We start from the raw sequence: 22056 nt of genomic DNA on the forward strand, positions 1-22056 counted from the left end.
GCCAATCATGCTCTATGACTGCATGGCAGCTTTGATGGCAGCCAGCGCGTCTGCGCCCTTGGAACCATCGGGCCCGCCACCCTGAGCCATGTCAGGACGGCCGCCGCCGCCTTTTCCGCCCAGAGCCTCAACCCCTTTACGTACCAGTTCAACCGCGCTGAGGCGCGATGTGAGATCATCCGTGACGGCAGCAGCGATGCTGGCCTTGCCCTCATTGACGGCGACGATGACAGCGACGCCCGTACCCAGTCGCTGCTTGGCTTGATCGAGAAGGCCGCGCAGCTCTTTAGGATCCAGTCCCTCCAGCACTTGGCCGGAGAACTTCACGCCCGCTATCTCCTCTTCGGCGGGACCAGAGTTCGCGGCATTACCGCCAGAGAGCGCCAGTGAGCGCTTTGCTTCCGAGAGTTCCCGTTCCAGACGACGCCGCTCTTCCAGCAAAGCACCGATCCGGCCCTCCACATCCTCCGGCGTGGTCCGCAGGAGGGCAGCGGCATTCTTCAGAGATTCCTCACGCTGGACAAGCCATCGACGCGCGCCCTCACCCGTCAGCGCCTCAATCCGGCGCACGCCGGAAGACACGGCGCTCTCGGAGACAATACGAAACACGCCAATATCACCGGTCGCTTGCACGTGAGTGCCTCCGCACAATTCGACCGAATAGTTCTTGCTGCCGGTCGAGCGTCCCATCGCAAGCACACGCACTTCTTCACCGTACTTCTCTCCGAAGAGGGCCATCGCACCAGCGGCGATCGCATCGTCAGGGCTCATCAGCCGAGTTGTCACAGGCTCATTATGGCGGATCTCGGCATTTACCTCTGCTTCGATCGCGGCAATGTCCTCATCCGTCAGCGGCTTGGGGTGAGAGAAATCGAACCGCAGCCGCTCGGCAGCGACGAGAGATCCCTTCTGGCTTACGTGATCCCCCAAGCGGTTGCGCAAGGCCGCATGTAGAAGGTGCGTTGCTGAGTGATTAGCACGCACAGCATCGCGCCGCTCGCCATCCACACAAAGCTGGACAGTGTCACCCACTGTAATGGTGCCAGCTTCGACCGTGCCACGCATCGCATGCAGCCGCCCAAGAGGCTTGGATGTATCGCTTACCGCGATCCTGAGTTCGCCGGTGGCGCCTCCAGGAGCATTCGCGATTGTGCCTGCATCGCCGACTTGGCCACCGCTCTCGCCATAGAACGGGGTCTGGTTAGTAAGCACGACGACCGCGTCACCCGCTTCTGCAAACCGAACTTCCTTGCCATCGCGCACCAGAGCGACAACCCTGCCCTCGCCATGAGTGGCGTTGTAGCCTGTAAACTCGGTCGCTCCCTCTCGCTCGGCAATGTCAAACCAGATCTCGCTATCGGCAGACTGTCCCGACCCCTTCCACGCTGCACGGGCCGCCGCCTTCTGCTGCGCCATCGCGGCATCGAAGCCGCCACGATCTACCGCGATGCCACGCGAGCGCAGCGCATCCTCGGTAAGATCGTATGGGAAGCCGTAAGTATCGTAGAGACGAAAAGCCGTTTCGCCGGGAAGGCTGTCACCTTCAGCCATTTCTTCGGTCGCCTCTTCGAGCAGGCGAAGCCCATTCGAGAGGGTCCGGCGAAACTGGATTTCCTCTCGCTGCAGCGTCTCCTCGATCATTGGCTGTGCACGGCCAAGTTCCGGATAGGCCTGGCCCATCTCAGCCACCAAAGCCGGAACCAACCGGTACATTAGTGGCTCCTTGGCGCCGAGAAGGTGCGCATGACGCATTGCGCGGCGCATGATCCGCCGCAGAACGTAGCCCCGCCCCTCGTTGGACGGGAGCACGCCATCGGCGAGCAGAAAGCCGCTCGAGCGCAGATGGTCGGCGATGACGCGGTGACTTGCACGCTGCGTGCCTGCTGCAGGCACGCTGGTCAGACTTTCCGATGCTGCGATCAGCGCCTTGAACGTGTCCGTGTCATAGTTGTCGTGCACGCCCTGCATGACAGCAGCGACGCGTTCCAGCCCCATGCCGGTGTCGATGGAGGGGCGAGGAAGGTCGCCCACGATCTCGCCACCGGCCTGCTCGAACTGCATGAAGACCAGATTCCAGATCTCGACGAAACGATCGCCATCCTCATCCGGAGATCCCGGAGGCCCTCCAAGAATCTCGGATCCGTGGTCGTAGAAAATTTCGGAACAGGGGCCGCATGGGCCATCATCCCCCATCGCCCAGAAGTTATCCTTCGTTGCGATGCGGATAATGCGCTCTTCCGGCAATCCGGCGATCTTCTTCCAGAGTGCAAAGGCTTCGTCGTCCGTGTGATAAACGGTCGCGAGCAACTTCTCAGCAGGGAGTTCCCATACCTTGGTGAGCAAGGTCCAGGCGTGCGTGATCGCCTGCTCCTTGAAATAGTCGCCAAAGGAGAAGTTGCCGAGCATCTCGAAGAAGGTGTGATGTCGTGCCGTATAGCCGACGTTATCAAGATCATTGTGCTTTCCGCCTGCGCGCACGCACTTCTGAGAAGACGTCGCTCGCGGCGTTTCACGGGTCTCGAGCCCTGTGAAAACGTTCTTGAAGGGAACCATCCCCGCGTTCACGAACATCAACGTGGGATCGTTGTAAGGCACCAATGGCGCCGAAGGCACCACATCATGCCCCTGAGAGCCGAAGTAGTCGAGGAAAGATCGGCGGATTTCGTTAGTCGAGCGCATGGCGGTGCGGATAAACCGGCCTCCTTCGTGCGGCAAGCGCGAACGCACAATCAACGTTCGGCAAAGTGACACCTGAGCAACGTTAAAGCGAACGGATGCAGCAAATGCTGGAGGGCACTCCGTCCGGTGCCGCTAACCCATACGTGCTTCGCTGATGGAAAAGAGGCCGGCAACCTCAAGCACATGCAAGAGGCACGGCATGGGGCCGGGGGTGCTGGCTATAGAAGCACCGCCCGGCCAAGCATGACTAAACGTCGTCTTCTTCTGACGGTCCAGCCATCATTTCTTCAGCAAGACCCTCAGTCTGAGCCCGGATAGCCTTCTCCAGACGTTCACATACCTCCGGGTTCGCTTTCAGGTAGGACTTGGCATTCTCTCGCCCCTGCCCGATCCGGATCGAATCGTAGCTGAACCAGGCACCAGACTTTTCGACAATTCCCGCCTTGACGCCGAGGTCCAAGATCTCGCCGATCTTCGACACACCCTCGCCATACATGATGTCGAATTCGACCTGCTTGAAGGGCGGCGCGACCTTGTTTTTCACCACCTTCACGCGCGTAGCGTTACCGATCACCTCATCGCGATCCTTGATCGCTCCGGTGCGGCGAATATCGAGCCGGACCGATGCATAGAACTTCAGAGCGTTGCCGCCTGTCGTGGTCTCCGGATTGCCGTACATCACGCCGATCTTCATGCGCAGCTGATTGATGAAGATCACCATGCAACGCGAACGACTAATTGAGCCCGTCAGCTTGCGCAGCGACTGGCTCATCAGACGAGCCTGAAGCCCGACATGGCTGTCCCCCATCTCGCCCTCGATCTCAGCGCGAGGCACCAAGGCGGCGACCGAGTCTACAACCAAGACATCGATTGCGTTCGATCGCACCAAGGTGTCGGTAATCTCCAGAGCCTGCTCGCCAGTGTCTGGCTGCGAAACGATCAACTCGTCGATATTGACGCCCAGCTTCTTCGCGTAGACCGGGTCGAGAGCATGTTCGGCGTCGATGAAAGCTGCGGTTCCACCAATCTTCTGCGCCTCGGCAATGCAATGCAGCGCCAGCGTCGTCTTACCCGAGCTTTCCGGTCCGTAGATCTCGATCACACGGCCGCGCGGCAGGCCGCCCACACCCAGTGCAATATCTAGCCCCAACGATCCGGTGGAAATGGCCTCTACCTGCATCGCCTCCTTGGAGCCGAGCTTCATCGCACTGCCCTTGCCGAACGCGCGATCGATTTGCGCGAGCGCAGCTTCGAGGGCCTTCTGACGGTCCATTGCGTCCTTTTCCTTGCCTTCCTGGATCAGCTTGAGCTGAGCAGCCATGTCACTTCCCTTTCGCTACCGGCCTGACCGGAAAGGTCAACGTCACCAACCCGCATGTATGCCATTTGTTCTTGTGGAACAAGTAGTGAACATAACTTTTCGCGTATTCTGATAGCGGCGCAATATGGGTGTGTACGGGCGCTCAAGGGCGGCGACGCCGGCGCCAAGCGACATGTTACTGGCTGGCTGCCTCAAGCAGCATTTCCACAACTTCCTGCCGTCATGAGGGCTCGACAAAGGAATCGGGGACCGAGTTCGGGTCAGCGCTCCGGCTGCTTTGTTTGTGCCAGCACGTCGCCCACTCTTTCGGACAACTGTTGAACGGAGAATGGTTTGGGCATGAACCAGGAGTGCGGCAGGCCGATCTCCTTGCGAAGCTGCTCCTCCGCATAGCCGGACATGAACAAGACGGGCAGTGCTGGAGCCAGCTCGCGGATGCCTCGCGCCATCGCGGGACCGTCCATGGTCGGCATCACGACGTCACTGACCACAAGATCGAACCGGCCGCCTTGCTTGACGAGTTCCAACCCCTCTTCGCCATCGCTCGCCGTAGTAACTTGATAGCCTTGCCGGGTCAGAGCACGCTCAGCCACGACCCGCACGGGATCCTCGTCCTCGACAAGAAGAATGCGGCCACCACCGGCCCATTGTCGCGGCGCCTCCACTTTCAGGGCAGGGCGCGCTGCACCGGGGGCACCATGGTCCACCGGCAGATAGACCTTGAACACCGTTCCCTTACCCACTTCGCTTTCCGCGAAGATGAAACCACCGGATTGTTTGACGATGCCGTACACCGTCGACAAGCCGAGACCGGTCCCCTTTCCTTGCTCCTTCGTTGTAAAGAACGGCTCGAAGATCTTGCCAAGGTGTTCGGGCGCGATGCCGCTGCCGGTGTCCTCGACGCACAGCACAGTGTACTCGCCGATCGGGATGATCTCGTTACGCATAGCTCGCACATCGGCCGCGCTGACCCGGTGAGTCGAGAGAGTGAGCCGACCGAAGCCGTCTCCGCGCGATTGCATCGCATCTCGAGCATTGACCGCAAGATTGACAATGACCTGCTCGAGTTGTGTCGGATCAGCACGAACGGGCCCGAGATCGCGGTCGTGATTCACGACAAGCCGGATCTTCTCGCCTATCAGTCGGCGCAGCATCTGCGACACGTCCGCCACTATGTCGGGCACCTGAAGCACCTCCGGCCGCAAAGTCTGCTGGCGCGAAAACGCCAACAACTGCCGCGTCAGCGACGCCGCTCGATTTGAATTTGCGCGGATCTGCTGAATATCGTCGTAGTCGGAATCACCGGGGGTATGCCGCATCAGCATCAGATCGCAGGTACCGAGGATGGCGGTGAGGACGTTGTTGAAATCGTGCGCCACACCTCCGGCAAGCTGACCCACAGCCTGCATCTTTGTGGCTTGCGCGACCTGTCGCTTCAACCTGGTTTCTTCCGACGAATCGGTGAGCCCCAGGAGGACTGCGGCCTCCCCAAGGCCCCGCACCCCCGCGAGACTGAGAGAGACCGGATCATCCGGCTGCCCGGCCAGTCGCACGGCTATGTCGCCGGCTACTGCCGCACCATGCCCGAAGCGTCGTATCGATTCTGCCAGCGCGCGCTTGTCTTCTTTGACGACCAAATCGGTGGGATATGTCGGCGGAACTTCCCCTTCTCGCCCGGCGGCTCGCATGAACGCCGGATTTGCAAACAGAAGCCTTCCGTCGCGATCCGTCATGGCCAGACCCAGCGGCAATTGCCCCAACAGAGCTTCGAGATGGGGCACGGCAGCGCCTCCTCCCTCACCTGCCCCGATCCCCAACCCCGCATCCACCACGAGCATGAGCGAGGGCGTCGTCTGCGGGTCAGGCTCAGAGGCATGGTCGGGATCGGCGACGGGCACATGGTACAGCATGAGCGGTGTGGCGCGTTGGCCATCGCGGGCCCAGGCAATGCGATCACCCTCTTCCTGACGCAACAAGCTTACAAAGTCCTGACCAACGAGGTCGGATTCCGGGTCGCCCGTCGCCCGCTCAGCAAAGCCGACACTGGCGGCGCGTATCCGGCCGTCCGGGTCGACAAGCGCGGCTGCCATGCCGGCGCGCGTCAAGGCCCGCCCTAGCTTGCCGTGAAGATGAGCCATCGTCTCGGTAACTGGATCGCCCCGCGCTTCCGGCGTAAGGCGCCACACAAGGAAATCCTCGCCCCGCCCGGCACGCTGCACCTCGGCGACCCACCTTTGCGTGGCGTTCGCCCCTTCCTCACTACTGACCCTGAACGCCAGTTGCGCCGCGCCGTCGCGCCAGGCGGAGCGTGCTGCGTCGGACATCTTCTCACGCGACGCATCATCGAGCGGTAATGCCGGAGGAGCGTTTGCAGCTCCGAACCAAGCCTCGAAACGCGAGTTGGCACACACCAGCCGCCCGGCGCGATCAGCAATGGCAACGGCTGTACCGGCCTGTTCGATAGCCGCCACGGTGACCGACCAGTCGGGCAAGGCGAAATCCTCCGCCAGCGGCATTCCGCTGCGGCGGGTTCCGGTCATCACCGCCGTCCCGAGGACCAGCATCGCAGAGAAGTAAATCGCCACGATCACCGGATCGCGGGTGACCAGCCATACGACCAGCGCACTCACCGCAAGTGCAACTCCCACGCCGATCAGGTCACGGGCTCCGCGCGTCGGAGCCGCTGCGTCGATCATACGCTACTCTCTGGGAGATGAGGCTCGTTTTTTACCGAAGTGGGGCGAAGGCGTCGCGCCTTGTGCTTGCGTCCGATCCATCCGCGCCAGAACCACATGGCACCAAAGTATCCGACGACCGCTCCAGCGACGGATATGATCAGCAAGCCGATGACCAGCGAAGGAGCCGCATCCGAGAGCAACCAGTACAGCCATTCGCTTCCGCCCGCGCCGCGCTCGTAAAGGGCGTAAAACGTCGTAAGATCGGCATGAAAGCCCAACCGATTGCCGATCCAGATCGCTGTAGCAAGGATCAGCGGCGTAGTTGCAGGATTGGAGAGGAAGGTCATCGCCGCGGCGAGCGGGATGTTTCCCCGTACCGGAACGCACATCAGGGCCGCACCGATGATCTGCAGTCCGGGGATCAATGCAAACACGCCAACCAGAATGCCCACTGCCACCCCGCGCGGGACGGACCGGCGGGTAAAGCGAAACAGTTCCTGCCTGCGTGCGAGAGGTGCGGTGAAGCGGTTGGCAGCCAGCTGCTCGTGCGTCGGCATTTGCGCATGGAACCAGCGCGACAAGCGGGAAGACAGCGTGCTCATCCGTGGTCTCGCAAGATCCTCGCTTGTTCGCGCTTCCAATCGCGCTCCTTGATCGTGTGGCGCTTGTCGGCGGCATTCTTTCCCCGCGCAAGAGCCAGTTCGACCTTTGCGCGTCCACGGCCGTTAAAGTAGATCGACAATGGAACGAGCGTCATTCCCTTGCGCTCAACCGCCCCCTGCAAGCGGTCGATCTCGCGCTCGTGCAGCAACAGCTTACGCGGCCGCTTCGGCTCGTGGTTATACCGGTTACCGTGACTGAATTCAGGCACGTTCGAGTTGACGAGCCAACACTCCCCCCCTCGAACCTCGGCGTAAGCCTCTGCAATCGAGCCCTCTCCGAAACGGAGAGACTTTACCTCGGTCCCTGTCAACGCGATGCCGGCCTCGAAGGTGTCCTCGATGTGGTAATCAAAGCGGGCGCGGCGGTTCTCCGCCACACTCTTCACTTTATCGAACGTTTTGTTTTGCGGGCGGGCCATGATGCTGCGCGATGTAGGTGCACACCGCGCCAAAATAAATCATGAACGAGCGGTTCGGTGCAAAACTTCGCACATGCGGCATTCCCGACGCCTCAAACGCCGGGTTCCGCGGCCGATCTCGAGGAGAAGCGGAGGCCGTCAGACGAGCCGAGCGTGGACCAGCGCGGCATCCACCGCCTTGCGCGCCCTTTCACCGCACGGCACCAGGGGCAAGCGCAGTTCGTTGGCGATCCAGTCCACGACCTTGCTCATGGCGTACTTGCACGGTCCTGGCGAGCTGTCCTCGAACATGGCGTAGTGCAGCGGATAGATTCGGTCGTTGAGCTCACGCGCAAGCTCGAGATCGTTGGCCGCGCAGGCCGCCTGGAACTCTGCACACAGCGCAGGAGCTACGTTCGCGGTGACAGAGATGCAGCCAACGCCGCCGGCGGCATTGAACGGCAAGGCAAGCTCGTCATCTCCTGAAAGCTGACAGAACTGCTTGCCGATTCCCATCCGGTGATCGGTAACGCGGGAGAGGTCGCCGCTCGCGTCCTTGATTCCGACGAACGTGTCCGGATAGCGGCGGGCAAGTTCGCACACTGTCTCTGGCTGGAGATCCGTAACCGTGCGGCCAGGCACGTTATACAGCACGATCGGCAGATCACAGTTTTCGGCGAGATGCGAGAAGTGGGCCAGCAGCCCCTCCTGACTCGGACGGTTGTAGTAAGGCGCGACGACCAGCGCCGCCGCTGCTCCGCTCTTCTTCGAAAAATTCATGTGGAGAAGTGCGTTCATCGTGTCATTGCTGCCACAACCCGCAATCACCGGCACCCGGCCCGCCGCCTGCTCCAGGCAGACCTCGATCACGCGATGGTGCTCGGCGTTGGAGAGCGTGGAATTCTCCCCCGTCGTGCCGCAGGGGACGAGCGCCGAGGAGCCATTCTCGATCTGCCAATCCACCAGCTTGCGGAATGCAGCTTCGTCGAACGCGCCGTCGCGGAAGGGGGTAACGAGTGCCGGAATCGAACCCGAGAACATGGACTTCGCCTTTGCCAATGGTCATCAAGACGGCATCATCGGCACCGAGAGAGGAGCCGGCCGTTTGTTCAGCGCCTGATAAGGAGCCTTTTCCCAAAATGTCCAGCATGCTGCGCATCTCTGCCTCTCTTCTGCTGACATCCGCCACGTGTATCTCGGCACCCGCCCTCGCACAGGGAGGAACTGACTGGGACCGTGCCCGCGCGGCGCAGATGCAGTCTCACGACCAGGCGACACACCAGGCTGTCGAGCGCTGGAAGACACTTGTCGCCAGTGATCGTGCGGGGTTTGGAGCCTACGCTTCGTTTTTGCTGACCTATCCCGGCTATCCGCAAGAGGAGAAGCTGCGTGGCTTCGCAGAGAAGGCCCTCGGCAGCGAATCGCCCGACCCAGGCACACTGGTGGCCTTCTTTGATCGCTTCCCGCCGCTTACCAGCCACGCTGCGGGGCGTTATGCGACCGCGCTGACCTATATGCGCCGCGCCGATGCGCCGCAGAAGGCCGTGGCCGCTTGGCGCGCCGGATCCCTTGCGCCCAACGACGAGGCCACCCTGCTCTCGTTCTATCGTGACCGCATTAGCGCGGCCGATCACGATGCGCGTATGGACGCACTGCTATGGCAGAACGAGACGGCGCAGGCGGAGCGACAGATATCCTTCGTATCGGCAGGGCAGCGTCCCATCTTCATGGAGCGGCTCTCGCTCCTTCAGGGTGCCGCGCCTGGAGCGCTGGGCGTCTCCGTCGATGGCCGGACGCTGCGAGACCCTGGCTACATCTACAACCGATCGGTGCAAGCGCGGAAAAGCGGCAATCTGCCAGGGGCTATCAGCCTGCTGACGACGCGACCAAAGCTCGAGCGGCCGACGCCTGAGCCCGAGAAGTGGGTGCGCGAACTCCTGACGGTCGCACGCGGCGCGGGAGCCGAACCTGCAGTCAAGATCGCATCATCCATTGACGACGGCTTCGCGCCCGGCTCCGACATCTCCAAGCTCTCCTTCCGCTTGCGCGACGATTACACCTCGCTCATGTGGCTGGGCGGCACCAAGGCCCTGTGGGAGCTTCGCGATCCGCGTCGGGCCGCGCCCTTGTTCTATCGGTACGGTGCGGCTGCACAGACACCTGGAACCCGCTCCAAGGGCTTCTACTGGGCGGGTCGCGCCTTGGCTCAGGCGGGAGACAAGGCTGGCGCTGACCGGTACTTCGAGATGGCCGGGCAGTATGCCGAGTATTTCTATGGTCAGCTCTCGCTCGAGCGGCTTGGAAGGCCGATTCCGAACCTCGACGTGATGCCGAAGTCGCGCCCGAGCAATGCCGAACGTGCCGCCTTCATGGCCGAGCCCCTCACTCGCGCCGTCCGCGACGTAGCGCGCGACGGTGACTGGCGAACAGGAGTGCAATTCTTCCGGGAAATCTCCGACCAGGCAAGAACGGAGAGCGATTACGTACTGGTGGCGGAGCTTGCCCGAGAGATCGGGCGGCGCGATTTGGGCGTCATTCTGGGACAGTCGGCCCACACGGAAGGCTATGCCGCCTTCGGCCGGATCGCCTTTCCCGAGATGCCCGTGCCTCCCGGAACAAACTGGATCATGGCCCACGCCATAACCCGCCAGGAAAGCCAGTTCGCGCAGAATGCCATCAGCCATGCCGGTGCGCGAGGGCTAATGCAGCTCATGCCCGGGACAGCGCGGGAGCAGGCCGGCAAGCTCGGCATCGGCTACAGCCTGGATGCGCTGATCTCCGATCCGACATACAACGTCCGTCTCGGTGACAGCTATTTCGCTCGGATGATGGACTACTACGCCGGCGCCACTCCGCTTGCAGTCGGAGCCTACAACGCAGGCCCCGGCAATGTGAACAAGTGGCTCAGGGCTAATGGCGATCCCCGGACTGGGGCGATCGACTGGATCGAGTGGATCGAGCGCATCCCCATCTATGAGACCAAGAATTACATTACGCGCGTCCTCGAGAATGCCGTCGTCTACCAGAACATCCATCCGCAGCGAGGCTACTATCGAGGACAGAACCCGCTGAGCCACCTGCTGGGCAAGCGCACACCTGGATAGACCGGCGAATCGCAGATCACCAGGAACCAGCCCCCTCCGGCCGCTAGTCACAGCGGCCTGAAGGGGCTGGCTCTGGCCCCGGTTTCCCTCCAAAGGCTCGCCCGCATGAAACCTGCAGGTCCTCCCATCACTCCCGCCGGCATGGCGGCGCTGCGCGCTCGCTATGATCATCTGCTTGGCACAGAGCGGCCCGAGATCGTCGAAATCGTGAGCCGGGCTGCCGGTAACGGCGATCGTTCCGAGAACGGCGATTATCTCTATGGCCGCAAGCGCATGCGAGAGATCGACAGGGAGCTTGGATACCTTGCCCGCAGAATGAAGGCGCTCAGGGTCATTGACCCCGCCTCGCAGGAAGATCGCACGCGCGTTTACTTTGGCGCCACCGTTACGCTCGCCGACGAAAACGACGATTGCAAAACGATCACGATTGTCGGCGATGATGAGCAGGATGCGGGTGCCGGACGCCTGGGGTGGAGCGCTCCGCTGGCTCGCGCCCTCCGGGGTGCCGCAGTAGGTGACCTCAAGACCGTTCGCCTCCCGTCAGGTGAGAAGGAGTGGGAAGTGCTGAAAATCGAATACCCGTGACGTCCGGGGCCACGTACTGAAACGGTTACGAACTGACCCAAGAGACACTTGGCCGTAGTATAGCTAGCTACTAAGAAGGGGTCCTGAGCGGGAGGCGCGCGCTATGAGTGAGAAGACAGAACAGGAGCTGCGCCACGCGCTTGGAAACGCGAAGGCGGAAGCAGAGGCCCTGAAATCCATGCTGGGCCGCGCCGCGGATCGGCTGGAGCAAGTCGTCGAAGCGGAATGCTCGACCGAAGAGCAGGTCAAGGCGCTTTCCACCGCGAAGCGGATCCGCAATGCAATCGACCAAGCGGACGCGGCCCACTCCAAGAACGCCTGACAGGGCCTGAAACATGTTGCGCCAAACCGGCTACCTCATGGTGGCTAGGTGCTCTCGGTAAAGGGCTCATGCCAAGCGGGTAGCTGCGCCGCAGTCAAACCTCTGCTAGCGAACCATCACGACTCTGTCGTTCTGCAAAACGCAGGACCTCAAGGTCTGCGACAAATCACGCCCCCTATCGAAGGCAAGTAGTTCATGTGCGGCATTATCGGGATCGTCGGCAAGGAAGACGTTGCGGACAGGCTTGTCGACGGCCTCAGGCGCATGGAGTACCGCGGCTATGACAGCGCAGGTGTCTGCACTGTTCACAACGGCGAACTTGTGCGTCGCAGAGCGCAGGGCAAGTTGATAAACTTGGTGCGGCAGCTGGCCCAGGACCCTGCCCCGGGTCTCACCGGGATTGCCCATACGCGCTGGGCAACCCACGGCGCGCCGACCGCTGCCAATGCTCACCCGCATGCGACCGCGGAGTTGGCGCTCGTGCACAACGGCATCATCGAAAACTTCAGACCGCTGCGGGAGAGCCTGGAAGCGCGTGGCCGTAGCTTCACCAGCGACACCGACTCCGAAGTCGTGGCGCATCTCCTGTCAGAGCAAGTGGAGGCAGGGCTTTCTCCACAAGAGGCAGTCCAGGCCGTTCTTCCGCAACTGCGTGGTGCGTTCGCCCTCGCCATCGCGTTCCGCAAAGAGCCTGACCTGCTCATCGGCGCACGTCTCGGTTCGCCGCTGGTCGTCGGCTACGGCGAGGATGAGACTTACCTCGGCTCCGACGCCCTGGCGCTCGCACCTCTCACGCAACGGATCACTTACCTTGAGGAGGGCGACTGGGTCGTGATCACGCGCGAAGGTGCGCAGATCTACGATGCCGGGAACAATCCCGTGGAACGCGAGATCGTCGCCTCTGGCGCCTCTGCCGTCGCGATCGAAAAGGGCAACTACCGCCATTTCATGCAGAAAGAGATCTTCGAACAGCCAACCGTGGTTGCGCAGACGCTGCACAGCTACGTCCGGCAGGTCGATCAGTCCGTGGCGCTGCCCCAGATCGACTACGACCTCTCAAAGATCAATCGCGTCACAATCGTGGCGTGCGGCACCAGCTACTACGCGGGCATGGTGGCGAAGTACTGGTTCGAACAGTTCGCCCGCCTGCCTGTCGACATCGATGTCGCTTCGGAGTTCCGCTACCGCGACCCGGTGCTGGAATCTGGTGGGCTGGCGCTCTTTATCTCTCAGTCAGGCGAGACGGCCGACACTCTCGCAGCCCTGCGGCATTGCAAGGCCGCAGGGCAGACGATCGCCGTTGTGGTGAACGTCCCGACCAGTTCCATGGCACGCGAAGCGGACCTTCTGCTGCCGACGCATGCCGGACCGGAAATCGGCGTCGCGTCGACCAAAGCCTTCACTTGCCAACTCGCAGTTCTGGCTGCGCTCGCAGCTCACCTTGCTGTTCTTCGGGGCCGGATAGACCGGCACGAGGAGATTGAGATTGTCCGTCACCTGGTCGAGACACCGGCCTGCCTGAACGCAGCCCTTGGTCATGATGAAGAGATTGCCGCAATGGCGCACCTGATCGCCCCGGCGCGTGACGTGCTCTACCTCGGCCGCGGACCGGACTACCCGTTAGCTCTTGAAGGCGCGCTGAAACTCAAGGAGATCAGCTACATCCATGCCGAGGGTTACGCTTCCGGTGAGATGAAGCACGGCCCAATCGCCCTGATCGACGAGGCGGTTCCCGTCATTGTCCTGGCCCCGTCCGGACCGCTGTTTGAAAAAACCGTCAGCAACATGCAGGAGGTTCGCGCCCGGGGCGGTAAGGTCGTGCTGATCTCAGACGCCGCGGGCATTGCAGAAGCCGGAGAAGGCTGCATCGCCACCATCGAAATGCCGAAGGTGCACCCCCTCATTGCGCCGCTCGTCTATGCGGTGCCCGTGCAGTTGCTGGCCTACCATGTCGCGTGCGTGAAAGGCACCGACGTCGATCAGCCGCGCAACCTGGCGAAAAGCGTAACAGTCGAGTGAGATCAGAGGCAGGGCAGGTGAGGTAGCCTTCAGGCTCCCACCAGCCCCCGCATCGCGCTCTCGAACAGAGCGTGCCCATCGCTGCCCCCATGAGCCGGCTCGACCGCGCGTTCCGGGTGCGGCATCATGCCAAGCACGTTCCCAGCCGCGTTGAGCACACCGGCGATGCCACGAGCAGAACCGTTGATGTCGTCCACGTAGCGAAATGCTACCCTGCCCTCCGCTTCGAGCTGCTCAAGCGTCTGCTCGTCCGCAAAGTAGTTGCCGTCGTGATGCGCGACAGGGATGTGGATGACCTGCCCGGCCTTGTAGCCCGACGTGAACAGCGAGCCGACGTTCTCGACTTTAAGCGCCACCTCGCGGCAGACGAACCGAATGCCGGAGTTGCGCAGAAGTGCGCCCGGCAGAAGGCCGCTTTCCGTCAAGACCTGAAAGCCATTGCACACACCCAGCACGGGTACACCGCGGTTGGCAGCCTCTATAACGGCACGCATCACGGGCGAGCGTGAGGCAATCGCACCACAGCGCAGATAGTCGCCGTAAGAAAAACCACCCGGCAGCGCGATGAAGTCCAACCGCTCAGGCAATTCCGCGTCGCCATGCCACACCCGGAGCGGCGCCCTGCCCGAGATCTTCTCCAGCGCGGACGCCATGTCCCGGTCGCAGTTCGATCCGGGAAACGTGATCACTGCGGTGCGAAAATCGCTCATGCCGCCACCTTCTCGACGCGATAGTTTTCGATGACCATGTTCGCGAGCAGCTTGCGGCACATGTCATCCAGAGCTTCGTCAGAAACGTTGTCATCGACCTCGAGTTCGATGAGGCGGCCCGCCCGCACGTCGTTGACGCCGGAGAAGCCCAGCCCTTCAAGCGAGTGGTGGATAGCGCGGCCCTGCGGATCGAGGACACCGGGCTTCAGGCTGACATGGACGCGCACTTTCATCGCTCGGGCCTTTCGCATTCACGGGCGGGGAATTGGATAGGGCGCATATGGTCTCACCAACGATTCGGGGCAAGTCATGCACGCGGTTTCCGCTTAGAGATTGAATGGGTTCCATGCGCGTGCCATCGCTGGGCCATGGACAATCGCTTCACGGATCGGGTCGCCATCGTGACTGGCGCCGGGAACGGGCTCGGGAGAGCCTATGCGCTGGAACTGGCGCGCCTTGGCGCCAAAGTGGTCGTCAACGATCTGGGCGGCGCACGTGACGGCAGCGGAAGCTCGCAGGCCGCGCTTGCTGTCGTTGAAGAGATTCGTGCAACGGGCGGTCAGGCAATCGCCGATCCGGGCGACGTATCTGATTTTGCGCAAATGGAAGCCATGGCAGCTCGGGCGGTGGAGGCGTGGGGCAGCATTCACATCCTGATCAACAACGCCGGGATTCTGAAGGACCGCACTTTCGCCAAGATGGATCCGGCAGACTTCGACCATGTAATCCGGGTTCACCTGCTGGGAGCCGCATACGCAACCAAGGCCGTGTGGAACATCATGCGAGAGCAGCAGTATGGCCGTGTGCTGATGACCACATCTGCGGCTGGCCTGGGCGGCAACTTCGGCCAGGCCAATTATGCTGCGGCCAAGCTGGGCATCGTGGGGCTGGCGCAGACCCTGCGGCTGGAGGGAGCGAAATACGGCATTCGCGTCAACTGCATCGCGCCGGCGGCGGGCACTCGGATGACGGAGGATATCTTTCCAGAAGACGCCTATCGCGCATTTGGAGTGGAGAACGTCACCCCAGCCGCACTTTTCCTCGTCAGCGAACAGGCGCCCAACGGTGCCATCCTGGGCGCCGGTGGTGGTGTCTTTCAAGGAGGTTGGGTCACCATGGGAGACGGCGTCCTCCTTCCGGAGAGCGAGCGTAGCGTCGAAGGCATTGCCAATGCCTGGGACCGGATATCGGGACAGCAGCCGGGACATCCGGTAGCCAACGGCATGGAGCAGTCGTACCGGACGCTCGATTTACTCGCGCGCGCCGCCGAGAAGGACACAGACCCTTTCTAGTCGTCCACCACCTTCAAGAGCTTGCGTTCGAGAGGGACGAGGATACCGGCGAGTTCGTGCCCGCGTTTGAGGACCTGCCCCGCTTCGCCGAAAAGTGTCCACATCCCTTGCTTGCTGCGCAAGGCCGGCCTCTTCTCAATGCGCGCCTGCGGTCGCTCGGCAGCGCGGCGGAATGCTGAAAAGTTCGCCGCATCGCGTCCAAAGTCCATGGCGTAGTCCCGCCACATTCCTGCCGCGACCATCCGACCATAAAGATCGAGAATACGCTGGAGTTCCAGTCGGTCGAAGCCGATCTGCTGCGGTCGGGCGTTCGGAAAGGCGATGACAGTTGCGCTGGTGGAACCGGATACGGGTGCAGCCATGCGCTATCAGAGGCCGCTGATACCCGTGGACGCAGCCTGCCCGGAATCGTGGTCCAAGGTAGGCTGAGCGACGAGTGCCTGCACCTGCTCGCGCAAGCGCGCCACTTCCTGCTCCAGTTGCTCCACCCGCTGCTGACCGCCAGAGGGCTCACAAGGTTCCTTGCAAGGCGTGCCATAGGGCATGAACTCTTTTGCCCACGTCTCCGCCGCCACGAGAGTGGATCGCGCCTTGAGCCCGATCATCGTCGCGCCTTCCGGCACATCTTCCGTGACGACCGCGCTCGCACCGATCCGGGCCCTGCGGCCTACGGTGATGGGGCCGAGAATCTGCGCGCCCGAGCCGACGATAACGTTATCCTCCAAAGTCGGGTGCCGCTTGCCGGCCTTTCCGCTCGTCGGGTTGGTACCGCCCAAGGTGACGCACTGGTAGATTGTCACGTTATCGCCGATCACCGCCGTCTCGCCGATGACCGTGAATCCGTGGTCGATGAAGAAGTTCTTCCCGATGGTTGCCCCGGGATGAATGTCGATCGCAGTGAACATGCGGGACATGTGGTTGATGGCCCGGGCGAGGAAAAACAGCCGCGCCCGAAAGAGGCGGTGCGCCACCTTATGCCAGAACAGCGCCCACACGCCGGGATAGAGCAGGACTTCCCATCGGGACCGAGGCGCGGGGTCGCGCGCCACCACGGAGTCCAGATAGCCGATCAGCCGGTTCAACATCGCCCTGATACTCCTGCCAATTGCGGCCTAACGCAAGCTGCGACGGTCAGGTTCCGTCTCGGCGGTGCGCCATAGTCTCGTTCAGCGCCTCACGCCAGATCGACAGCGTGGGGGCCTGTTTGCGTTCCAGACTGAGCCGATCGATCGCTTCGACCAGTCGCTCCGCGCCCACATGGCTACGTTCGCACCTGGGTACAAGGTACTCAGTGGCCGCACCGTCGAGAACAAGCCCCCTCGTCTCGGCATGAAGCGCGATCAGTTCCGCCAGCATGGAGTCGTCCGGCGTACCGATCTCAAGATGCAACGCCGCACCTAGACGCGATGCCAGGTCCGGTAGAGCGATCTGCCAGGTTCCCGGAGCCGCATTGGTGACGATCAGCAGAGCACGTCCGCTCTCCTGGGCGCGATTCCAGTGATGGAACACGTCCGCCGGATCCATGGTCTCGGCCTCGTCCAGCGCATCGCCCCCACCGCTTTCCACGAACCAGCGCGCCAGCAGCGACTTGCCCGATCGCGGCGGGCCGGCGAGAACCGCCGTGTGAAACGGCCAGCGCGCCGGATCGCCCAGCGCTTCGACAGCGGCCGCATTGGCATTGCCCACCACGATCCGCGCTGCTCGGCCGGCCATACTCGTCAGCGGCAATGCGATCTGTCGCATACGAGAGCAGCGCCTAGCGGCTGATCTTGAGGACGTTGCCGCTTGCAGAGACCTGCCAGCCGCGTGAACGGAGTGCCGCTGCCAATGCCGCGCCACCTCCGGCAACCGAGACTCGCATGACCGAAGTGCCGCCGATCGCGAGGCTTGTGGTAGCCGCATTCTGCACGCCCGGCGCACCGCGCACGGCGGAGAGGGCGGCGTCCACGGCTGCCGCGTCAGGCGAGGCGAACTGCACGGTCACGCTCTGCACATCCACAACCGGAGGCGCGTCCGGCGTGATCATCGGAGCAGGCGCAGCAGGCGGAGGTGCCGCCCGCACATCACGCTCCATCAATCGCGAGCGCAGTTCGCCAAGAGCCCGGTCGAAAGCAATACGTCCACTTAGCAGAGTCGGATCGGGAACGAGCTCTCCGCGCAGAAGGGCGTCGCGATAGATGCCGTCGATCCGCACGACCGCTTGCGAAAGCATCTGCGGCAAAGCCTCGTCGTCGCGGGCCGTCAACGTGAAGCTCTCGAGAACTTTATTGTCCGGCCCGAATCGCGCGGTAAAGGTTCCCTGCACCGGTCCTCCCGGCCACTGACGCTCCAGCCTCGCGACGGGCACAACGACATCGGCCGCGTTGAACTGGTCCAGGATGTTGCGCCACCAGAGCCGACTGCTCCGCCCCGCCTGCCCGGCGGTGAGGATCAGCGATTCGCCGCCCGATCCTGTCGGCCGCACGTAATCGACCGGACTGCCGGAAGCCTGGAACTCTGCCCACGCCTTCTGCCAGACATTTCGAACCTCGAAGACCTGGCGCGCGCCACCCGAGTAGAGAATCGGAAGGACCAGCATGGGTGCCGAGCGCACGGCGCCCCCCTCACCCGCGCCGACGTATTGCCCGGCCTTTGCACGGTCGAAGATGACGCCAAGCCGCGCAACGTAGCGCCGGGGCCCTATCTGCTCCCGCTCGATGACGATGGAAGAGACCATGGCGTCGATTGCCTCGATCGGCATCGCGGGCCCCTTGAGCTGCTCCCAGGCCTTCTTCTGCGCCTGCTTCCAGCCCTCGATCCGCGCTTCCTCACCCGTTTTGCCGGTGACGTCGACCTCTATGCCGTTGACCTGAATATCGACGGAGTTGGCAACCGGCGGAATACCGCGGTCGCCCTCCACCTGAGCGATCAGACGCGCAGTGCCGAATCCGGCAAGCGCAAGCGAGGCGAAACCGCCCACGACGAGCGCAGCCTTGGCCCGAAGGCCGGCTTCCGCGATGCGTCTGCGCAGGTTCTTGTGGGGAATTGCCGTGGTCATCATCAAAACCGGCTGCCTTTTGCCCAAACGCCGATGGAAATCCAAGCAGTAAAGCGTTAGGCGCTCGGCGATGTCCGAAGATAGTTCACCCGCCGCCGACCAGCCCCGCTACAGCTACGAGCAGGCTGGCGTCTCGATTGCAGCCGGAAACGCGCTGGTTCGCGCGATCGCGCCGCTTGCCAAAGCGACTGCGCGGCCCGGCGCCGACGCCGAACTTGGCGGCTTCGGCGGGTTCTTCGATCTGCGCGCTGCCGGTTTCACGGACCCCTTGCTGGTTGCCGCGAATGACGGGGTGGGTACAAAGGTCAAGCTGGCCATCGATCACGACAGGCACGACGCCATCGGCATCGACCTTGTCGCCATGTGCGTGAACGATCTCATCGTACAAGGCGCCGAGCCGCTGTTCTTCCTCGACTACTTTGCGACCGGCAAGCTCGAAAACGGGATTGCCGAGCGCGTGGTCGCGGGAATCGCAGAGGGCTGCCGGATCGCGGGCTGTGCTCTCATCGGTGGAGAGACGGCAGAGATGCCGGGAATGTACGCGCCGGGCGACTACGACCTGGCCGGCTTCTGCGTCGGTGCCGTGGAGCGCGGTGAGCAACTGACGGGCGACAAGGTGGCCGACGGGGATGTGCTTCTTGGTCTCGCATCATCGGGCGTTCACTCCAACGGCTACTCGCTGGTGCGACGCCTGGCGGCCGACAAGGGGTGGAAGCTGGACCGCCCGGCTCTGTTCAACTCCGACGTCCTGCTGATCGACGCCTTGATCGAGCCGACTCGCATCTATGTGAAGAGCCTCCTGCCGCTGATCCGGTCCGGGCGGATTCATGCTCTTGCTCACATTACCGGCGGCGGCTTGCTGGAGAACATCCCACGCGTCCTTCCTGAAGGACTGCGTGCCCACGTCGACGCCGACGCATGGACCCAGCCGCGCCTGATGGCCTTCCTGCAGGCGCAGGGGAACATCGAGCCGGGCGAGATGGCGCGCACCTTCAACTGCGGGATCGGCATGGTTCTGGCAGTTGCGCCCGAGGATGTGGATGCTGTCAGCAACGCACTCGTGGAAGCGGGCGAGACGGTCCATCGCATTGGTGAGATCAGCTCCGGCCAGCGCGGTTGCACCGTCAGCGGCAGCGCCGAGGCATGGTCGGCTCGATCACCATGGACTGCTGAACACGACGCCTGAGGCAACGATCCCGGCAGCTGCGGCCTTCCCTTCACCCGCGCTCTAACCGTGAGGCGGCCGATCGCCGATGCCGCCGGGAACTCCCTCTATGTCTTCGCCGAGCGTGTCGCGCAGGTAGAACTCGCGCACCCCGACGAATGCCACGACCAGCAGAGCGCCTGCAAAGAACACGCCATAGACTCCGAAAACCGCTCCAACGCCCAGGATCGTGAACAGCGTCAGTGCGGGAGGTATGCTCACCACCCGCCGGTTGATGAAAGGCGTGAGCAACCAGGCTTCAATCACGCGTACCGCCACGTAGGCAAGGACCGTGCCCCACAGCACGTCGCCTCCTGCCGACGCCGCAAGGCCGATGCCCGGAACCATGGCCGCTGCTGGCCCCACGTAGGGAACGAACTCGCTCAATCCACCAAGCAGCCCCAGTGCCGCCCACGATTCAAGCCCCGCCAGCCACAACGACCCAGCGATTAGACTGCCCATCACCACCATCGTGATCAGCTTGGCCTTGAGCCACAAGCGTAGCGCAAAGGCCATTTCGTCTATCGCTCGCTCCATGGTCTTGCGCGCCGGCTTGGGCGTGAGCAGCACCACTGCGTTGCGATAAGGTTTGGGATCGCCCGCAATAAACATGGCTCCCACGGTCACGATGATGAAGTTGAGCATGATCTCGCCCGCACCGCGTACGAGGTCGCCCAGGCTGTCGGCGATTCGGCTTCCGCCCATGGCGGCATCCATCGCCTGCACGAGCGCCTTGCCCACAGCCGTGGTGGACAGTCCTTCTTCGATGGTTCTCAAGGTGCCCGGCAGATTGCCCAGCATCGCGCCGATCTCGTTGCCAAACTGGACGGTGAGAAGGTATCCGATCGCTCCAAACAGCGCGAGCACCAGCAGCGTGCCGAGCGCCAAGGCGACCCGCCAGTTTTTTACCCCCAGGTTCCGGAGCAGCTGCGCCGCGCTGCGGAAGATGACAGCTCCCAGAACCGAACCGAAAGCAAGAAGCAGCAGCTCGGATGCCCGCCAGATGACGAGCAGAACCGCCGCCACCAGGATTGTCCAGCCCAGTCGCCGCAGGTAGGCGATATCTTCGGGCCGGGGCCTGAACGGCGCCTCCATCAGCCCGTTGCCCGAATAACAGCGAGCGCATAGGGAACGGCGCGTGAACTCAGTACGCAGGAAGCAACCATGAAGACGCAAACGTGCGGAGAGCACAGGCTGTTCCGGCTGGAGCGGGACGCGTGAATCGTCCGCGCGCGAAAGTCGCCGTGCTGATCTCCGGCAGCGGCACCAACATGGCAGCGCTGCTCTATGCCAGCCGAGCTGAGGACTGCCCTTTCGAACTCGTGCTGGTTGCGAGCAACAAGGCTGAAGCTGCCGGGTTGCGGCTCGCCGAAGCGGAGGGCGTTCCCACGTTCTCGCTCTCCCATAAAGGAATGGCCCGCGAAGATCACGACGCCGCGATGGACGCAGCGATTCGGCAGAGCGGTGCGGAGTGGGTGGCGCTTGCCGGTTATATGAGGATCCTCACGCCGGGGTTCGTCGCAGGTTGGGAAGGCCGGATGGTCAACATCCACCCTTCGCTTCTGCCGAAGTACACGGGCTTGCATACGCATGAGCGCGCGATCGCCGCCGGAGACAGCCACGGGGGCGTGACCGTCCACCTCGTGACCCATGAACTCGATTGCGGGCCGATTCTCGGTCAGACGCCCGTGGCCGTCCTGCCCGGCGACACTCCTGACACGCTGGCGGCGCGGGTGCTGATCGCAGAGCATCAACTCTACGCCCGGTGCCTGGCCGCTCTCGTGACTCGCGAGGTCTAACCGGACTGGCTGCTTGATCGCGTGCGGTTGCGCCACACATGCTGGCGAAGATACAGAACTCAGCTCCCGAGTGCTGATGGCTTCGGCAGCAAAATGACGAATAGCACAGGCAAGCGCCTACGCCCGCTGGCGAGTGCGGGGTAACGCCAGAAGGGAAGTTCGGCAGGCCGGAGTGAACATCGGGCCGGAACCGGGGCGCTCTTCGCGAAGAGCGCGGGAAACCACGTTGGATCGCGAACGGCCGTC

General features: G+C 62.7%; 19 protein-coding genes and 1 pseudogene. 7 read left to right on the top strand and 13 right to left on the bottom strand.

The window, feature by feature from the left end:
- Positions 1-12: 12 nt before the first annotated feature.
- The 6 genes from alaS to dapA form a co-directional block, all read right to left on the bottom strand.
- Positions 13-2679, bottom strand: a complete 2667-nt coding sequence (gene alaS, locus ABUH87_RS14220; RefSeq protein ID WP_367774686.1) for an alanine--tRNA ligase — start codon at positions 2677-2679, stop codon at positions 13-15.
- Between the two features lie 247 nt (positions 2680-2926).
- Entirely contained in the window at positions 2927-4000 is a 1074-nt protein-coding gene (gene recA / locus ABUH87_RS14225) for a recombinase RecA (protein ID WP_367774688.1), read from the bottom strand.
- A gap of 260 nt (positions 4001-4260) precedes the next feature.
- Complete coding sequence (locus ABUH87_RS14230; protein ID WP_367774689.1) at positions 4261-6696, bottom strand: hybrid sensor histidine kinase/response regulator; 2436 nt, start codon at positions 6694-6696, stop codon at positions 4261-4263.
- A complete protein-coding gene (locus ABUH87_RS14235; RefSeq protein WP_367774691.1) occupies positions 6693-7280 on the bottom strand; it encodes a DUF2062 domain-containing protein in 588 nt (195 codons plus the stop codon). The genes ABUH87_RS14230 and ABUH87_RS14235 overlap by 4 nt, the downstream gene beginning before the upstream one ends.
- Positions 7277-7759, bottom strand: coding sequence for an SsrA-binding protein SmpB (smpB, locus tag ABUH87_RS14240; RefSeq protein ID WP_367774692.1), 483 nt, complete (start codon positions 7757-7759; stop codon positions 7277-7279). Before smpB ends, ABUH87_RS14235 begins: the two co-directional genes overlap by 4 nt.
- 138 nt (positions 7760-7897) lie before the next feature.
- Complete coding sequence (dapA, locus tag ABUH87_RS14245) at positions 7898-8779, bottom strand: 4-hydroxy-tetrahydrodipicolinate synthase (protein WP_367774693.1); 882 nt, start codon at positions 8777-8779, stop codon at positions 7898-7900.
- A 98-nt stretch (positions 8780-8877) separates the two neighbouring features.
- Here dapA and ABUH87_RS14250 point away from each other — a divergent pair, with 98 nt between their 5' ends.
- The 4 genes from ABUH87_RS14250 to glmS all read left to right on the top strand — a co-directional run bounded on the left by ABUH87_RS14250 (position 8878) and on the right by glmS (position 13768).
- A complete protein-coding gene (locus ABUH87_RS14250; protein WP_367774694.1) occupies positions 8878-10842 on the top strand; it encodes a lytic transglycosylase domain-containing protein in 1965 nt (654 codons plus the stop codon).
- 105 nt (positions 10843-10947) lie between these two features.
- A complete protein-coding gene (gene greB / locus ABUH87_RS14255; RefSeq protein WP_367774695.1) occupies positions 10948-11427 on the top strand; it encodes a transcription elongation factor GreB in 480 nt (159 codons plus the stop codon).
- Positions 11428-11530: 103 nt separating this feature from the next.
- Positions 11531-11749, top strand: coding sequence for a hypothetical protein (locus ABUH87_RS14260; RefSeq protein WP_367774696.1), 219 nt, complete (start codon positions 11531-11533; stop codon positions 11747-11749).
- Positions 11750-11944: 195 nt separating this feature from the next.
- Positions 11945-13768, top strand: a complete 1824-nt coding sequence (glmS, locus tag ABUH87_RS14265; protein WP_367774697.1) for a glutamine--fructose-6-phosphate transaminase (isomerizing) — start codon at positions 11945-11947, stop codon at positions 13766-13768.
- A gap of 29 nt (positions 13769-13797) precedes the next feature.
- Here glmS and purQ read toward each other — a convergent pair whose 3' ends face one another.
- Positions 13798-14478 carry a phosphoribosylformylglycinamidine synthase subunit PurQ gene (gene purQ, locus ABUH87_RS14270; RefSeq protein WP_367774698.1) on the bottom strand — a complete coding sequence of 227 codons (681 nt, stop codon included), beginning with the start codon at positions 14476-14478 and terminating at the stop codon, positions 13798-13800.
- Positions 14475-14711, bottom strand: coding sequence for a phosphoribosylformylglycinamidine synthase subunit PurS (gene purS, locus ABUH87_RS14275; RefSeq protein WP_367774699.1), 237 nt, complete (start codon positions 14709-14711; stop codon positions 14475-14477). Before purS ends, purQ begins: the two co-directional genes overlap by 4 nt.
- A 135-nt stretch (positions 14712-14846) precedes the next feature.
- Here purS and ABUH87_RS14280 point away from each other — a divergent pair, with 135 nt between their 5' ends.
- Positions 14847-15770 (top strand): SDR family NAD(P)-dependent oxidoreductase, encoded by a 924-nt coding sequence (locus ABUH87_RS14280; RefSeq protein ID WP_367774701.1) that lies wholly within the window; start codon positions 14847-14849, stop codon positions 15768-15770.
- Here the strand turns inward: ABUH87_RS14280 and ABUH87_RS14285 are convergent.
- From ABUH87_RS14285 to ABUH87_RS14300, 4 genes are read right to left on the bottom strand one after another with little or no spacing between them, the layout of a single operon-like run.
- Positions 15767-16132 (bottom strand): DUF2794 domain-containing protein, encoded by a 366-nt coding sequence (locus ABUH87_RS14285; RefSeq protein WP_367774702.1) that lies wholly within the window; start codon positions 16130-16132, stop codon positions 15767-15769. The two genes, ABUH87_RS14280 and ABUH87_RS14285, sit on opposite strands and share 4 nt — an antisense overlap.
- Positions 16133-16138: 6 nt before the next feature.
- Positions 16139-16855 carry a serine O-acetyltransferase EpsC gene (gene epsC, locus ABUH87_RS14290; protein ID WP_367774704.1) on the bottom strand — a complete coding sequence of 239 codons (717 nt, stop codon included), beginning with the start codon at positions 16853-16855 and terminating at the stop codon, positions 16139-16141.
- Between the two features lie 46 nt (positions 16856-16901).
- Positions 16902-17513, bottom strand: coding sequence for a P-loop NTPase family protein (locus tag ABUH87_RS14295; protein ID WP_367774706.1), 612 nt, complete (start codon positions 17511-17513; stop codon positions 16902-16904).
- A gap of 13 nt (positions 17514-17526) precedes the next feature.
- Positions 17527-18807, bottom strand: a complete 1281-nt coding sequence (locus ABUH87_RS14300) for a heavy-metal-associated domain-containing protein (protein WP_419956706.1) — start codon at positions 18805-18807, stop codon at positions 17527-17529.
- Positions 18808-18877: 70 nt separating this feature from the next.
- On the opposite strand from ABUH87_RS14300, the gene purM reads away from it, so the two are divergent.
- Positions 18878-19993, top strand: coding sequence for a phosphoribosylformylglycinamidine cyclo-ligase (gene purM, locus ABUH87_RS14305; RefSeq protein ID WP_367774709.1), 1116 nt, complete (start codon positions 18878-18880; stop codon positions 19991-19993).
- Between the two features lie 42 nt (positions 19994-20035).
- Here the strand turns inward: purM and ABUH87_RS14310 are convergent, their stop codons facing one another.
- Entirely contained in the window at positions 20036-21106 is a 1071-nt protein-coding gene (locus tag ABUH87_RS14310; protein ID WP_367774710.1) for an AI-2E family transporter, read from the bottom strand.
- 122 nt (positions 21107-21228) lie between these two features.
- On the opposite strand from ABUH87_RS14310, the pseudogene purN reads away from it, so the two are divergent.
- Positions 21229-21807, top strand: a pseudogene (gene purN / locus ABUH87_RS14315) (phosphoribosylglycinamide formyltransferase); the annotation flags it as partial.
- Positions 21808-22056 lie beyond the last annotated feature (249 nt).

The organism is Novosphingobium rhizovicinum, assembly GCF_040813635.1.
GTDB classification, from domain to species: Bacteria; Pseudomonadota; Alphaproteobacteria; order Sphingomonadales; family Sphingomonadaceae; genus Novosphingobium; species Novosphingobium rhizovicinum.

Bases quoted from the DNA above. Each gene is read 5' to 3' on its own strand.
- purM (WP_367774709.1), top strand. From the start codon at position 18,878: ATGTCCGAAGATAGTTCACCCGCCGCCGACCAGCCCCGCTACAGCTAC.
- purQ (WP_367774698.1), bottom strand. From the start codon at position 14,478: ATGAGCGATTTTCGCACCGCAGTGATCACGTTTCCCGGATCGAACTGC.
- ABUH87_RS14230 (WP_367774689.1), bottom strand. From the start codon at position 6,696: ATGATCGACGCAGCGGCTCCGACGCGCGGAGCCCGTGACCTGATCGGC.
- glmS (WP_367774697.1), top strand. From the start codon at position 11,945: ATGTGCGGCATTATCGGGATCGTCGGCAAGGAAGACGTTGCGGACAGG.
- recA (WP_367774688.1), bottom strand. From the start codon at position 4,000: ATGGCTGCTCAGCTCAAGCTGATCCAGGAAGGCAAGGAAAAGGACGCA.
- epsC (WP_367774704.1), bottom strand. From the start codon at position 16,855: ATGTTGAACCGGCTGATCGGCTATCTGGACTCCGTGGTGGCGCGCGAC.
- smpB (WP_367774692.1), bottom strand. From the start codon at position 7,759: ATGGCCCGCCCGCAAAACAAAACGTTCGATAAAGTGAAGAGTGTGGCG.
- dapA (WP_367774693.1), bottom strand. From the start codon at position 8,779: ATGTTCTCGGGTTCGATTCCGGCACTCGTTACCCCCTTCCGCGACGGC.
- ABUH87_RS14260 (WP_367774696.1), top strand. From the start codon at position 11,531: ATGAGTGAGAAGACAGAACAGGAGCTGCGCCACGCGCTTGGAAACGCG.
- ABUH87_RS14310 (WP_367774710.1), bottom strand. From the start codon at position 21,106: ATGGAGGCGCCGTTCAGGCCCCGGCCCGAAGATATCGCCTACCTGCGG.
- ABUH87_RS14235 (WP_367774691.1), bottom strand. From the start codon at position 7,280: ATGAGCACGCTGTCTTCCCGCTTGTCGCGCTGGTTCCATGCGCAAATG.
- ABUH87_RS14250 (WP_367774694.1), top strand. From the start codon at position 8,878: ATGTCCAGCATGCTGCGCATCTCTGCCTCTCTTCTGCTGACATCCGCC.
- alaS (WP_367774686.1), bottom strand. From the start codon at position 2,679: ATGCGCTCGACTAACGAAATCCGCCGATCTTTCCTCGACTACTTCGGC.
- purS (WP_367774699.1), bottom strand. From the start codon at position 14,711: ATGAAAGTGCGCGTCCATGTCAGCCTGAAGCCCGGTGTCCTCGATCCG.
- ABUH87_RS14300 (WP_419956706.1), bottom strand. From the start codon at position 18,807: ATGACCACGGCAATTCCCCACAAGAACCTGCGCAGACGCATCGCGGAA.
- ABUH87_RS14280 (WP_367774701.1), top strand. From the start codon at position 14,847: ATGGACAATCGCTTCACGGATCGGGTCGCCATCGTGACTGGCGCCGGG.
- greB (WP_367774695.1), top strand. From the start codon at position 10,948: ATGAAACCTGCAGGTCCTCCCATCACTCCCGCCGGCATGGCGGCGCTG.
- ABUH87_RS14295 (WP_367774706.1), bottom strand. From the start codon at position 17,513: ATGCGACAGATCGCATTGCCGCTGACGAGTATGGCCGGCCGAGCAGCG.
- ABUH87_RS14285 (WP_367774702.1), bottom strand. From the start codon at position 16,132: ATGGCTGCACCCGTATCCGGTTCCACCAGCGCAACTGTCATCGCCTTT.